This window comes from Aquimarina muelleri DSM 19832 (assembly GCF_000430665.1).
Lineage (GTDB): Bacteria > Bacteroidota > Bacteroidia > Flavobacteriales > Flavobacteriaceae > Aquimarina > Aquimarina muelleri.
The window spans coordinates 1-13,622 of sequence record NZ_AUML01000025.1; the positions used below are offsets into that span (position 1 = coordinate 1).

11 protein-coding genes and 1 pseudogene are annotated in these 13,622 nt (G+C 28.5%); 6 read left to right on the forward strand and 6 right to left on the reverse strand.

Annotated features, from left to right (window positions below; all coding sequences use genetic code 11):
* Positions 1–308: pseudogene (locus tag H527_RS21870) on the forward strand (hypothetical protein); the annotation flags it as partial.
* Positions 309–403: 95 nt separating this feature from the next.
* On the opposite strand, the gene H527_RS0110980 reads toward H527_RS21870, so the two are convergent.
* The 4 genes from H527_RS0110980 to H527_RS0110995 form a co-directional block, all read right to left on the reverse strand.
* Positions 404–2,467, reverse strand: a complete 2,064-nt coding sequence (locus H527_RS0110980) for a M13 family metallopeptidase (RefSeq protein ID WP_027412768.1) — start codon at positions 2,465–2,467, stop codon at positions 404–406.
* A 202-nt stretch (positions 2,468–2,669) separates the two neighbouring features.
* Positions 2,670–3,125 (reverse strand): RES family NAD+ phosphorylase, encoded by a 456-nt coding sequence (locus tag H527_RS0110985; protein ID WP_027412769.1) that lies wholly within the window; start codon positions 3,123–3,125, stop codon positions 2,670–2,672.
* A complete protein-coding gene (gene parS, locus H527_RS21875; RefSeq protein ID WP_051316725.1) occupies positions 3,125–3,577 on the reverse strand; it encodes a type II RES/Xre toxin-antitoxin system antitoxin in 453 nt (150 codons plus the stop codon). Before parS ends, H527_RS0110985 begins: the two co-directional genes overlap by 1 nt.
* A gap of 46 nt (positions 3,578–3,623) precedes the next feature.
* Positions 3,624–5,813 carry a patatin-like phospholipase family protein gene (locus tag H527_RS0110995; RefSeq protein ID WP_155837867.1) on the reverse strand — a complete coding sequence of 730 codons (2,190 nt, stop codon included), beginning with the start codon at positions 5,811–5,813 and terminating at the stop codon, positions 3,624–3,626.
* Between the two features lie 495 nt (positions 5,814–6,308).
* Here H527_RS0110995 and H527_RS0111005 point away from each other — a divergent pair, with 495 nt between their 5' ends.
* The 4 genes from H527_RS0111005 (at position 6,309) to H527_RS0111020 (ending at position 11,632) form a co-directional block, all read left to right on the forward strand.
* Positions 6,309–6,842, forward strand: coding sequence for a hypothetical protein (locus tag H527_RS0111005; RefSeq protein WP_155837868.1), 534 nt, complete (start codon positions 6,309–6,311; stop codon positions 6,840–6,842).
* 214 nt (positions 6,843–7,056) lie between these two features.
* Complete coding sequence (locus H527_RS21880; protein WP_051316726.1) at positions 7,057–8,460, forward strand: ATP-binding protein; 1,404 nt, start codon at positions 7,057–7,059, stop codon at positions 8,458–8,460.
* A gap of 135 nt (positions 8,461–8,595) precedes the next feature.
* A complete protein-coding gene (locus H527_RS0111015; protein WP_027412772.1) occupies positions 8,596–9,897 on the forward strand; it encodes a carboxypeptidase-like regulatory domain-containing protein in 1,302 nt (433 codons plus the stop codon).
* 280 nt (positions 9,898–10,177) lie between these two features.
* Complete coding sequence (locus H527_RS0111020; protein WP_081414596.1) at positions 10,178–11,632, forward strand: S41 family peptidase; 1,455 nt, start codon at positions 10,178–10,180, stop codon at positions 11,630–11,632.
* Positions 11,633–11,659: 27 nt separating this feature from the next.
* Here H527_RS0111020 and H527_RS0111025 read toward each other — a convergent pair whose 3' ends face one another.
* Positions 11,660–11,848, reverse strand: a complete 189-nt coding sequence (locus H527_RS0111025; protein ID WP_027412774.1) for a hypothetical protein — start codon at positions 11,846–11,848, stop codon at positions 11,660–11,662.
* Between the two features lie 498 nt (positions 11,849–12,346).
* A complete protein-coding gene (locus tag H527_RS0111030) occupies positions 12,347–12,661 on the reverse strand; it encodes a hypothetical protein (protein ID WP_027412775.1) in 315 nt (104 codons plus the stop codon).
* A 357-nt stretch (positions 12,662–13,018) separates the two neighbouring features.
* On the opposite strand from H527_RS0111030, the gene H527_RS0111035 reads away from it, so the two are divergent.
* On the forward strand, positions 13,019–13,603 hold the full coding sequence (locus H527_RS0111035) for a DUF4202 domain-containing protein (protein ID WP_027412776.1): 585 nt from the start codon (positions 13,019–13,021) through the stop codon (positions 13,601–13,603).
* The last annotated feature ends 19 nt before the right edge of the window (positions 13,604–13,622 follow it).

Here is a 13,622-nt window from a genome sequence, read left to right on the forward strand (position 1 = left end):
TCAAACAAGATTTTGGACTAGATAACTTTTGTCTCCAAGATTTTTGGGCTACTGAAGCTTCATTTAGATGTATAATGATGGCTTATAATCTGATGAGTTTGTTCCGACATTTTGCACTAAACCATCATAATCGGGCAACATTAAAAACCTTAAAAGTCTATTGCTTTGCATTAGGAGCTTGGCAGGTTAAACACGCTAATAAAAAGGTGTTGAAGATTGCTTTACCTGCTAAAAAGAGACCTTGGATGGACGGATTATTTAGTCAAATTAAAAATCTGAACCCTCCTTTTGTATATTCTAACGCATAAACTGGGATAAACGGCATATTTTTTTTGTAAAATCCAAGCAATAAAAAAACCCTGCTAAATTGCAGGGTTTGTAATAAAAATATACTGTTTTTTAATTACCAGATGTGTACTCTTTTTTCTGGTGCTAAATACATTTTGTCTCCTTCTTTAATATCAAATGCATCATAAAACGCTTGAACATTTAATAGTGGTTGTATTGCACGAACTTTACCTGGTGAATGTGGGTCTGTTTTAATTTGTGTTCTTAAAGCATCATCACGCACTAAAGTACGCCATACTGTAGCCCAAGACATAAAGAAACGTTGTTCTGGTGTAAATCCATCAATATTTTCTGGTGTACCGTTTTCTGCAAAATGCATTTGCAGTCCATCATAGGCACCTAATACTCCTCCTAGGTCACCTATATTTTCTCCCAGTGTAAATTTACCATTAATGTATACACTATCTAACACTTCTATTGCACTATATTGTTCTGCCAAAGCATCTCCTCTTTCTGTAAATTTAGCAAGATCATTATCTGTCCACCAATTAGAAAGGTTTCCGTTTGCATCAAAACGAGCGCCAGAATCATCAAAAGCGTGTGATATCTCATGCCCTATTACTGCACCAATTCCTCCATAATTAACAGCATCATCTGCTGTATAATTATAAAATGGTGGTTGCAGTATTGCTGCTGGAAAAACTATTTCATTATTAAGTGGATTAAAGTATGCATTTACTGTTTGAGGTGACATTCCCCATTCTGATTTATCTACAGGCTCTCCTATCTCAGCATAGTTTTTATCTTTAGCCCATTTGTTTACTGCAATCATATTATCAAAATAGGTTTTATCTGCTGATACTTCCATTTTTGAATAATCTTCCCATTTATCAGGATAACCAATCTTAACCGTAAACTTTTCTAATTTTTCAATTGCTTTTGTTTTTGTTTCATCTCCCATCCAATCTAACTTCTGAATACGTTTTTTATATGCATTGATTACATTAGCAATCATTTTTTCTGCTTTTTCCTTAGCTTCTGGCGGAAATTTTGCATCTACATATAATTGCCCTAGTGCTTCTCCTACCGTATTATTAACTACTGCAAGCGCTCTTTCATCTGCTGGTCGTTGTTCTTTTTGTCCTCTTAAGTATTTGCTATAAAACTCCCAGTTTTTTCTTTCAATATCTGTAGTTAACTTATTTGTCGCACTATTAAAAGTATCCCATCTAACCAAAGTCTTTACATCTTCGATAGGTGTGTTCTTTAAAAATCCGTCTAACGCTTTAGCATATTTTAATTGTGCTACAATAATGGTGTCAAACTTTTTGGTAACTCCAAGATCACTTATCATTTTATTAAGGTCGATAGACGATAACATTTTATCTGCTTCAGCTATTGTTCTAGGATTATTATAGTTTCTTGCATCTCTACTTTCTACCTTATTTAATCTTGGCTCTGCTAATTTGGTTTCTAATTCAAGAATTTTATTTGCCGCAGCTGTAGCATCTGCCTCTGAGTCCCCTAATATTTGTAACATCCTAACGATGTGCTTTTTGTACTCTTTTCTAATTTCTTTAGATTTTTTGTCCTGCTCTAAATAATAATCTCTATCTGGCAATCCTAAACCATTTGCTCCTAAATACACAGCATTCATTGCACTGTTATTTAAATCTGCTTGTACGGCTATACCAATAAAAGGAGAAGATACTGATGGATTTTTTGCTAGTATTGTTTGTAAGTCGGCTATATTTTTAATCGACTCTATATCTTTAAAAGCGGATTCTAAAGGTGTAACTCCTGCTTTATTTCTAGCTATAGTATCTAGTTTAGTATCAAAAATAGCTAGCGCTTTTGCTTGATCTGTATCTGCACTATATTTTCCACTTTTCTTAGCATTAGCCAAAATTTCTAATACGTTCTGATCTGTTGATTTACGAAGAACTCCAAATCCCCCCCAGCTGGTACGATCATCAGGAATAGTGGTGTTTTTCATCCAATTACCATTAACATAATTGTAAAAATCATCTTTAGGACTAACTGTAGTATCCATATTCTCCAAGACTATTCCTGGGATTTTTTCTACTTGGGCAACTGGCTCAGTATCTGTTTTTTTTGTTTCATTTTTACAACTTACAAAAACAAAAGTAAATGCTGCCAAAAAGTATACATTTTTCATTTTTATACTCATTCTAGTATTAATATTAAGATTAGTTATTTATGATATGACGTATGAATTGAGAGTTCGTTACGTATATTAAACTCGTAATTTATATAAAATGAAGCATGCTAACTCTTTTTCTGCTTTTTTTTAACTAAAAAATAAGAATAAATCAAAAGCACTGATATGTTTAAAAATAGACATTGAAGATAAGTATTTCTTATTTCAATAATCGAGTATCAAAAGAAAAAGGCTCTACATTTAGAAGTTTTATTTTATTAAATTTTGGGTGTAGAGGATTTATTAAAATATTTTGTTCTTTAGGTATTATAATGCTTGGTACCATAAGTCCTAAATGTTTTTCTTCTATTATCCACTGCATTCCAAAATTCTGAACTTCTACAGGTACTGGTATTTTATTCCAATCCTCTGGTAATTGTAATAAATCCATTTTGGTTATTAAAGCATCTGGAATTTCTATGGAAGCAATTGACATATCATCTGGAAAATATGCGGCTGGTAAATGCGCTAACACTTCAAGTGCTGAAAGTGCTGCAGTTGTGCTAGTATACAAAACAGCTACGCCTTTAGGGTTCCATCTACCACCTACTGTTTTGGCTCCAATCCCAGTTAAATCTTTAATATATTTCTGCTTTGCTATTCTATATACCTGCATTATGCAAAAATTCCATGCTCTATACGAACTAATTCTTCATTTAGTAATTGAAACCCAAAAGTAGTATCTAAAAGCTCTTTTGGTTTTTTCATAGCTAGTGCTACACTTGGATGCTCCATCCAACTTTTAAAACGGCTTAAATCTCCGAAAATATTCTCTCCCTTTGCATAAAGTTTAGCTAATTGTAATACTTTAGCACTCGCTTCTGTATTTAGTTTTTTATTTAAATCATACCGTTGTATGGTACGCTCTGACATGTTTAGAACATGTGATAATTCTTTAACATCAAAATCAATAGTTTTTGCTAAATGCAATAATGCTTTTTTATCTATTCCGTTTCTTGATAACTCTATAAAATCATACATATTGCGTAATGGAATATCTATATTTAAGTATCTTAATAAACCTTTATTTTCAAAACTATCAAAATCCAATGGTGATACTGCAGTCATAACTATATATTTTATGACAAAAATACAAAAAAAAACGACAATTGTCTTATTTTGTTGTTAAAATTGCATCTAATTCCGGTTTTACCTTACCTAACCTCGCTTCTATAGACCTAATCGCCACCGTAGATAAATATCTGCCTAGTGGAAGAACAGGCTTTATTAAAAGAACTTCTTTTTCCACCTTTCCGAATAATGATTTTGGAGGAGATAGCGGTATTATAGTTGGTTTTAATTTCACTACATAACTATTTCCTAATTTTTTTATAATTTCTTGAGTATGACCATATCTAACATTTCGTAAAGTTGTTAATGGAGCATCAAATTGTGTTTGAGTTTTTATGATACTACGCTCTTCATTATTAGTAATAATTAAATGTTTAATCTTTATTTTATCTTGTAACAAAGGAAAAGAATCTTGTAATACTTTTTTTAAAACTTCCTCTACTCCTTTGGATACTGTTCCTCCAATATTATCATAATATCCTGCATCAGCATATTGATCTGAATATGACATTTTAGATTCAGATTTTTTTTGTATTTCTCCAACAGGTGTTATATATGGAAAACTTGCGTTTATACGCATGGCTGTAGATATTGCTATAGATTTTTTGGGATAGCTTTGTTGTAGGTTTTCTAAAAAATCGTTTAACCCTGTAAGAGGTCTTAAATGGCTATATGTAACAGGGCTTATCACATTATAGTTTCCTGTTTGTGTATGTGTAGTATTAATCAATAATAAAGGAGGTATTATCTCGCCATTTATTACCCCCTCTTTATCTATAACGCTTTTATAAAAAGATAAAAACTCTTTTTCTAAAACATCTTCTCCTTTTTTTTGAATAAACAACTCTCTGTACTTACTATTCCATTGTTCTTCTAGTAATTGTCCTCTATTTTTAAAATCGAATAAGCTTGTGATTTCTTTAAATAAATCCCTGCCTAATAATGAAAGTAAAGCAATGGATAAATAATTCTCTTTATAAATAGCACTTGCTTTGTATTTTAAAACTGAAGTTTTACTATCTGATCTTATTTTAAAATTAGCTTTTGTGTGTTTTAACAGTGCTTGTTGTGCCTCAACAAAAAACATAGAATTACCAACACTTCCTCCTGAAGCTCCTGTTAAAGATAATAGATTTTCTTCAAAATATTTCCCGTTAGACTTTTCATACAAATAACTGTGTACCAAAAAAGACCAAAGACCAGCTCTAGAGCCTCCTCCTTCTGATGAGGCTATAATTATAGGGAACTTGTCTTTTTCACCCTTTATTAAATCAGTTCTATTTTTAATCCATTCATATATATACTTCTCCATCGGAGGTCTAACTACGTTAGTTGATTTTAAGATAAGTTGATAATGATCAGAATTTTTTGAAAAAAATCTTGCAGAGAACAAGCATAAGATAATAGTAATAGAAAATAATGGTAGTTTTAGTTTTTTGCCTAAAAGAATCAATACAAAACTTATCATAAAAAGACTTAGTAAAGATAGTATCAAAATAGATAGCGGATTAATTCTACCAGACCATTCTGGGATAAAATTAAGCAACAAAAAAGAAAACAGTAAAAGAAAGCCTGATATCAAAACCGTACCATAAAATAATTTTCTTGGAAATTCTTTTAAAAAACTATAACTATTAAAAGATAATGTAAAAAAGAATATTATTAATGCACTATTAGACAGAAAAAGATTTCCTAAATCTTTTTCTGTCTGAGTATTTAATGTCCCTAATGATACTATAAAAATAACTAATCCTACAGATAGTAAAATTAAAAAAGCATTAGTTTTGGGTATTTTATTAAAAAAATCCTGTATGCTTTTGTACAATACAGGTTCTGATAATAAGAGTAAAAAAAGGATGCTAAAAACTAGAGTGTTTTCTGGGTTTAAGGAATTAGTATATATATTATCCAATTCAAAAAGTTCCATAGCATTTAATATACTTAAGGCTGAAATTACCAATAACAATAGAGCTAAGATTCTGGGTACAATCTTTCTCATATGAACTTTAACCTGATAGTGGTACCGTATGGGTTTTGTTTTTAGTTGAAATTGATAGTGTTGATTAGGTATAAAACCTATCAGATTAGAAAATGAAATATCTTTATAATTATAGAAATAAAAATATTTAGGGATATTCCAAATTAAAAATGCAGAGGCTGTAAGAAGAAAAAAATACAAAGGCACCTCAAAAATAAAAGCATCTGCTTGATTAAGGATCAATAACAAGTCCATTGTTTGAGGAAAATGCCATAAAGCAAAATATACGGCTAGTAAAAAAAATAAGCTAATAAGATTATTATATAGTTCCTCCAAGAATACTTTAAACCAGACACTAAAATGCTGAAAAAACAACAATAGTTTTATCATTTCTACAATAATTAGGTATTTAAGAATGGTATAAATCTAAATGAATTAAACTAATACTCCTATTTTCAAAAAAAATAATTCATTTATCTCTTAAAAATCAGTGGAATAAAAAAACATTTTTTTTAAATGTTAAAAAAATAAAAAATATTAGTTAAAATCACAGCATTTACTAGAGATACCTATATTTTTTTAAATTTAAAATTATATATGATACTTAATATTAAATATAAAAAACACGTTTTTAACAAAAAATATTGTATATTGTCGTTGATTTTACATATTACAACGATTTAAAGTTAAAAAAAGTAAGTATTAACCTACTTTATATAAAATAAATGTTCAACCCCAAAACCAAATTTTATGAAAACATTTTTACCCATATTAGCTTTGTTTATAACAAGCATTACATTTGCAAATACAAAAATTGACATTTCATATAAATTAATGTCTGTTACAGAAAACACAATTGTTAATGGTTTGGACGAAAACACAGAAGAAGGTGTTATCTTTATTACAGAAAGCCTGCATTTAGAAGCAGGAGTACGAATAAAAATCAGAAACGCCTGCTTGATAATCCTTGGTGATCTTACTGGAAGTGGTATAATTGATATTGATGACACCGCAACGGTAACACTAGAAGGTCTAGAACAAGGAAGAATCACTTTTATTAATAATTTTTTAGCTGATGATACATGTCAGCAAAGTACGGATCAAAAAACTTTTAAACACATAAAAGACGTTCCACAAGGTCTTAACTACAGTCTTTATAATATGTCTGGAAGATTACTAGACAAAGGCAATGTAGATGATTATATTCAAAACTACATGGATCCAAAAACATATTTAATAAAAATAGAAGGATACAAATTAAAAAAAATAATTTTTAAAGGATAAATCAATTATCAAAAGTAAGGTTTTAAATCCACGACAATGTATTGTCGTGGATTTAAAAAAAAAACTTCTTTTTTCTTTATTTAATTTCTATTAAATATAAGCATTGTATTTCACAAAAAACTTATATTTAGTAATTCATCCCCCTCTAGTGTAAAACCGTAACCTCTAATTTTAAACACTAAATCACATAGAGACCAAATAAATTAATTAATATATGGTGCGTATATCATGGTTTAAATCTGAGGCTGCTAGATACACTTTATATGGAATCATATTTGGTTTTTCTTTTCCTATTCTGGCTACGATTATAGATATAGTAAACCTTGATCTTAAGTTTTCATGGCAATCTGCAATATTTGTACAAAAAAACCATCCGATACATTATATAATAGATACCGCTCCTTTTTTTTTAGGGTTATTTGCTATGTTTGGGGGCAGAAATTTGGATAAACTAAAGCAAACCAATGAACAAATATTGAAATCTTCAAAGTTTAAGCAAGATTTTCTGGCTAACATGAGTCATGAAATAAGAACTCCAATGGTTGGTGTGATAGGAATGATAGATTTACTTTTCAAGAATACCACTTTAAATGATCTTCAAAAAGAATATGTTTCTACAATCCATCAATCTTCACTTAATCTTTTAGATATTCTAAATCAAATTTTGGATTTATCAAAAATAGAATCAGGAAAATTCAGTTTATTTCCTACAAATATTAATTTTAAAAAATTAATCCATCAAAACATGGATCTTTTTTCCGCTAATTCTACTTCCAAAGAAATAAAATTAATTTCGACATATTCAGAAAAACTACCAGAAAATATAATCGCTGATAGTAATCGTTTAACTCAAATTATTTCTAACCTTATAGGTAATGCTATAAAATTTACTCAAAAAGGCGAAATACATATTAAAACCTCTATTCTAACTAAAAAAGATAATGAATTAACTATAAAAGTAGAGATTATAGATTCAGGTATTGGTATTAACAAAAAAGATCAACAAACTTTGTTTACTAGGTTTAGTCAGTTTAACGAAGCATCTATTATAGCTGGAGAAGGAAGCGGACTAGGACTTACAATATGTAAAAAATTAATAGATCTAATGAAAGGAGAATTAGGAGTAGAAAGTGAAATTGGACAAGGAAGTAACTTCTGGTTTACCTTTAAAGCAAATATGATTACTCCTTCTATAATTAAAGAAAATAAAATTATACCAAATACTGTTTTTCAAAAATACAACCTTCATATATTATTAGTAGAGGACTCTGAAACAAGTATATTAGTATCCGAACAAATTTTAAAATATTTGGGATGTACCACAGATGTAGCAAAAACCGGAAAACAAGCTTTACACATGTTTAAAGAAAATCAATATGATCTTATTTTAATGGACATTAATTTACCAGGTTTAAATGGTATACAAACATGTAATCTTATTCGTAACAGCCATAAAAATGTTCCCCCTATAATAGCTTTAACTTCTAATGCTTTACCAGGAGATGGAGAGCGATATATTGCCAAAGGTCTTGATGATTATATTACCAAACCCTTTACTACAGAAATTCTAAATATTAAACTCAAAAACTGGTTCGGAAACTATAATAGTTATCATTAAAAACATATAAAATAATACTTCATCTTATATTGATTATTGTTTTAACGTATTGACAACAAACTTTTCCCCAAAATTTATTATATTGTAATTGATAGGACTAGATCTTAAGCTAATCTTACAATCAAAAAATGAGCTATGTCTAAAAATAACACCTTATTTAATAAAGCATTTAAAAACTTATTTTTTTCAGTTTTACTTATAACAGGATGCTCTATAAACATTCATGCACTTACTTATTTCCAAGATACAAATAGCAATATTAATTACAATAAATATCAAGGATACATCCTTGATTCAGAAACCAATAAACCACTTATTTCTGTAACCATTTCAGTAAAAGAAACTAATATTTCTACTATCACTAATGATGAAGGAGAGTTCCTATTAAAAGTCCCCAAAGGTATGGCCGGCTCAAAAATAATTATATCTCACCTTGGATATCGCGACAAAATAGTTCCACTTTCAAAATTTAATGAAGAAATATTAAAAATAAAACTAGAGCTATCCGTTACAGAATTATCTGAGGTTACTATTGACTCCAAAGATCCTGAAGCTCTAATACAAGCTGTAATTAAAAAAAAGGGAAGTAATTACCTTAATAACAATACCATTATGACGGCATTTTATAGAGAAACTATAAAAAAACGCAGAACATATGTTTCACTTTCTGAGGCTGTAGTAGATATATATAAAAACCCCTATGAATCTCCAAAAACAGATGTTATTAAGCTTTTTAAAGCTCGAAAAAGTGCAGATTATAAAAAATTAGATACCCTAACATTAAAACTACAAGGAGGTCCATCCAGTGCTTTATGGTTAGATGTAATGAAAAATCCTGAGCTTCTTTTTACAGAAAACATATCCAACAACTATCAATTTAGTTTTGATAAATCTACAAAAATTAACGACAAAGATATTTATGTCTTGAATTTCAAGCAACGTTCACATATAAAAGAACCTTTATATTTTGGTAAATTATATATAGATTCTGAAACATTGGCTATGACTAAAGCTATTTTTAGTCTTAATATGGAGAACAAAGAAGAGGTAAACAAAATGTTTGTTAGAAAAAAACCGAAAAATGCAAAAGTACAACCTACTCTTGCTTCTTACACTATTGATTACCGACAAAAAGATGGTAGATGGTATTATGGCTATGGAAAAATTGATCTTATTGTAAAAATAAACTGGAAAAAAAGATTATTTAACTCTATCTACAAATTAAATGTAGAAATGGCAATCACTGACTGGAAAAAGAATACTAATAATGAAAACATAAGGCCTAAAGATCGATTAAAAGCCTCTGTTGTTATTAGTGACGAAGCCTCTGGGTTTTCTGATCCAAAATTCTGGGGTGAATATAATGTTATAGAACCTGAAAAACCAATAGAGTCTGCTATTAAAAAAATTCAAAAAAAATTACAAAAATTAAATTAGTATATCTTCTGATCGCCTAACACATATAACATAAATATGGGATCAATTATTTTTATAAAATTAGATACCTAGAAATATATAAGCATCTAATTTTGATCAACAACCTCAAGGAAAACTCATGAGGCATCTTTCTGAAAAGAATTTTTTTTCGAAATAAACTCTAGAGTATTAATCTTTTTAAAAAGATTAAAAATTCACTATACAATTTTGCTACTTTTACATCTGGGAAAATAAAATTTGTAATAAAAGTCAACTAGACTACAGCTTAAAAATCATTGTAATGAGGAAAATACAATTCTTTATGTTTTTTTGCATATATACTTATGTAATTTCTGCTCAAAAAAACATAGATTCTATAGCAGTAAAAGAAGATTTTAAAATTTTTGAAAGCATTCTAAAAAAAGGACATCCTAGCTTATATGAGTACATCTCTAATGATTCTATCGAAAATATTTTTAAAACCACAAAAGAATCTTTAAAAAGAGTTACATCAGATATAGAATTGTATAAAAAAATGATTAATGTTACAGACAAGATTAAAGATGGACATCTTTTATTATTACCCCCTAATACTATTAAAACAGATCAACACTATTTTCCTTTAATTCTAAAATTGATAAATACTGAATTCTATGTAGATACTGATGATTTTAAAATCCCTATTGGTTCAAAAATTAATCGTATTAACCAAGTTGAAGCATCTGAAATACTGGAAAAACTTAAAAAACACATACCCAGTGATGGATATAATCTAACCCGAAAATACAGAGAAATAGAATTAAAATTTGGGTTATATTTTGCTTATGAGTATGGAATACAAAAAGAATTCAATATTGATTATACAGAACCAAATGGAACAGAAAAAAACAGCATTCTTCCTTCTGAATCTTTTACAAAAGTAAGACTTAGAAATACTAAACGAAATTCATATTTTGCTAAGTTTCATCAAAAAGAAAACGGTTTTGATTATTTTGATGCATTCATTAACAAAAAAGATCCTTTTGTATATTATAAAAATGAAATAAACACAGCTGTACTAGTTGTTAACTCTTTTGGAGGAGATATTAGAATTTTCAAATCTAAATTGATAAAAATATTCCAAGAGATCCACAAAAAAAAAATTAATCACCTTATTATTGATGTTAGACGTAACGAAGGTGGTTTTAGACCAAATGCAATCCATCTCTATTCCTTTATAACAGATAGTATTTTTAAACAAAGAACAAGTGAGTATATTGCTTCATTAACTGTTCCTGAACGAGAATATGTAACCAGAACATATTTTAACGAAAAAGAATTTTTAAAAGACCGGTTTAATAATCATCCCATTTATGATGGATGGAAACTTAAATTTGATGATCTGGAAACCATAATGGTGCCAAACAAAAATAGATTTAAAGGAAAAGTGTATGTATTAACAAGCGGTAGTACTTTTTCTGCCGGCTCTACTTTTGTTTTAAATGCAAAAAACAATCCTAATATAATGGTTATAGGAGAAGAAACTGGTGGAGGCTATTATTTTCATACTGGTGAATACCCTGTGTTTTATGAATTCCCTAATTCAAAAATCATTATGACTATGTATATGGAAAAAATAAATCATTATATCTTAGACAATACAGTGCCTAAAGGATCAGGTATATTGCCTGATAAAAATATTCTTCTTTCTACAGAGGATCTAATATCTGGTAAAGATCCCGAATTAGATTATATTTTTAGATGGATTAAGGGCTAAACTAGTGTAATATTAAACTCAGTTTCACTATCCTATATAAGTATTAACACTTGTTATTAATTTACAAGAATTATGCAACATTTTTTTAAATTTTAAAGCCAAATGTTCATCATTAAATTTCATTGCTTCACTAATACTATTAGATAATACAAGTTCGCCTATAAGATACTCCACAAAATAACTTTGATCGTCTGTTAAAAGCACATATTCTGTCATAGGATATTTATTTTTTCTTACTTTCTCATACAGCTAACTGTAATAAAAAAGTATCCAAATAGTAATACATTTATTGTTGTAAAAATAATTGTAATATTTACCAAAAAAATACAAGGTTAGAATACTTTTACACAGATATATTAACAATTTCAAGAAGTGGAGTATAATTTTTGATATACCCAAAGGGTTTACAAAAAACATATACTAATGAAACATGCTCTATTCCTTATTCTCGCCATCTTAAGTTTATTTTCCTGTTTTAAGTCAAAAGCATTACCATATGTTTTGCCTCAAAATTTATTAGAACCACTATTATACCGTTTATAATTTGAATTTACCGTAACAAAATGTTCTTTTTTCACCCTCAGTATCAGAATAAAAAAAAACCGTAGTCCTGCTATGTTTAATACCAGATCTAGTCTGGCACAAGCTTTTCTTCTTCACTGAAACAAAAAAATATTTATTTTCTTTTCCAGTAAATTCAAACTACAAATGGTATTATATTTTTCTTAGAAGCCCTATTTCTATATATTCTGAAATCCTCTCTTTTTTATCAATTTTATCTGTTTGTACAGGAATCCAACCATCTATTTTGACTATATCATTAGGGTTACTGCTAAAAAACATTTCATATTCACAGACCTCAAAATTATTTTTAGATGTAAAAGGTTTTTGTTTATTTTTTGTTTTATCCACTATTCTTTTTTGAACAATTTCTATTTTAGCAGCCAAATCAAGGGTTTCTGTATCCTTATGTACTTCTACATCCAAAAATTCTGAAATTGAAACCATTACTATTTCTTCTATATTCATTTTTTATTTTGATTAGTCTTATTATTAAAAAGGTTTTTAGTTCATTTTTTATAGATATATACTAGAGTTATTACAAAACATATTTTATTACACAAAAACCATATCTATTAAAAAATAATCAAATCACCCCCTCAGAATAGCATAAAACTACACATAAACAACACAAAACTACAAACAAACTACATTAAAAAAAGGGGTTAGCTGTAATATTTATAATTTTATAAAAATATTATTTAAAAAATGATTATTCCATAGTTTAAAATTTATAAAATTTTTTTTTGTAAAAAACAAAAAATCTCAACTATATTTATAATTACAAATACTTTAAATTTGTTAACTCACTAGAAATATTATTTCATGCCCATAGATAAATTAACACACGCATACACTTTGATTGATCAAGCAAATGCAGAAGATCCGAATAAAGAAAAAGTAAATAATGAATTAGTTGCTAAAGAGTTGATCTACGGTAAACGAATGACAGACACCTTAGAGAAATTTGAGCCACATGCGACTGAAGCTCTTAAACTTGCTGCTAGATCACAACATATTTGTAGATGGAAAATCTCTCGTGATAATTACCCTTTGGATCGTGTTGGATATTTAAAATGGAGAGAAGAATTAAAAAAATTTCATGCTAAAAAATCCTCCGAAATTCTGGAATCAGTAGGTTATAGTTCTGAAACCATAAACAGAGTGTCTTTTTTAATACAAAAAAAGCAATTGAAAAAGGATGAGGATACACAAACTTTAGAAGATGTAATCTGTCTTGTTTTTCTTAATTTTTATTACCCTGAATTTTTGATAAAACATACAGAAGAAAAAATCATTGATATTTTACAAAAAACATGGCGTAAAATGTCTGATAAAGGACATGAAGCTGCTTTACAACTTTCTTTTTCTGAAAAAGCATTGGAGCTTATAAAAAAAGCACTATTCTAATTCTATTATCTACAACTTG

Excerpts from the sequence above, each read along its gene's own strand:
- parS (WP_051316725.1), bottom strand. The coding sequence starts at position 3,577 with ATGACTGCAGTATCACCATTGGATTTTGATAGTTTTGAAAATAAAGGT.
- H527_RS21880 (WP_051316726.1), top strand. The coding sequence starts at position 7,057 with ATGGTGCGTATATCATGGTTTAAATCTGAGGCTGCTAGATACACTTTA.
- H527_RS0111020 (WP_081414596.1), top strand. The coding sequence starts at position 10,178 with ATGAGGAAAATACAATTCTTTATGTTTTTTTGCATATATACTTATGTA.
- H527_RS0111030 (WP_027412775.1), bottom strand. The coding sequence starts at position 12,661 with ATGAATATAGAAGAAATAGTAATGGTTTCAATTTCAGAATTTTTGGAT.
- H527_RS0111025 (WP_027412774.1), bottom strand. The coding sequence starts at position 11,848 with ATGACAGAATATGTGCTTTTAACAGACGATCAAAGTTATTTTGTGGAG.
- H527_RS0110980 (WP_027412768.1), bottom strand. The coding sequence starts at position 2,467 with ATGAAAAATGTATACTTTTTGGCAGCATTTACTTTTGTTTTTGTAAGT.
- H527_RS0111035 (WP_027412776.1), top strand. The coding sequence starts at position 13,019 with ATGCCCATAGATAAATTAACACACGCATACACTTTGATTGATCAAGCA.
- H527_RS0111005 (WP_155837868.1), top strand. The coding sequence starts at position 6,309 with ATGAAAACATTTTTACCCATATTAGCTTTGTTTATAACAAGCATTACA.
- H527_RS0110995 (WP_155837867.1), bottom strand. The coding sequence starts at position 5,813 with ATGGACTTGTTATTGATCCTTAATCAAGCAGATGCTTTTATTTTTGAG.
- H527_RS0111015 (WP_027412772.1), top strand. The coding sequence starts at position 8,596 with ATGTCTAAAAATAACACCTTATTTAATAAAGCATTTAAAAACTTATTT.
- H527_RS0110985 (WP_027412769.1), bottom strand. The coding sequence starts at position 3,125 with ATGCAGGTATATAGAATAGCAAAGCAGAAATATATTAAAGATTTAACT.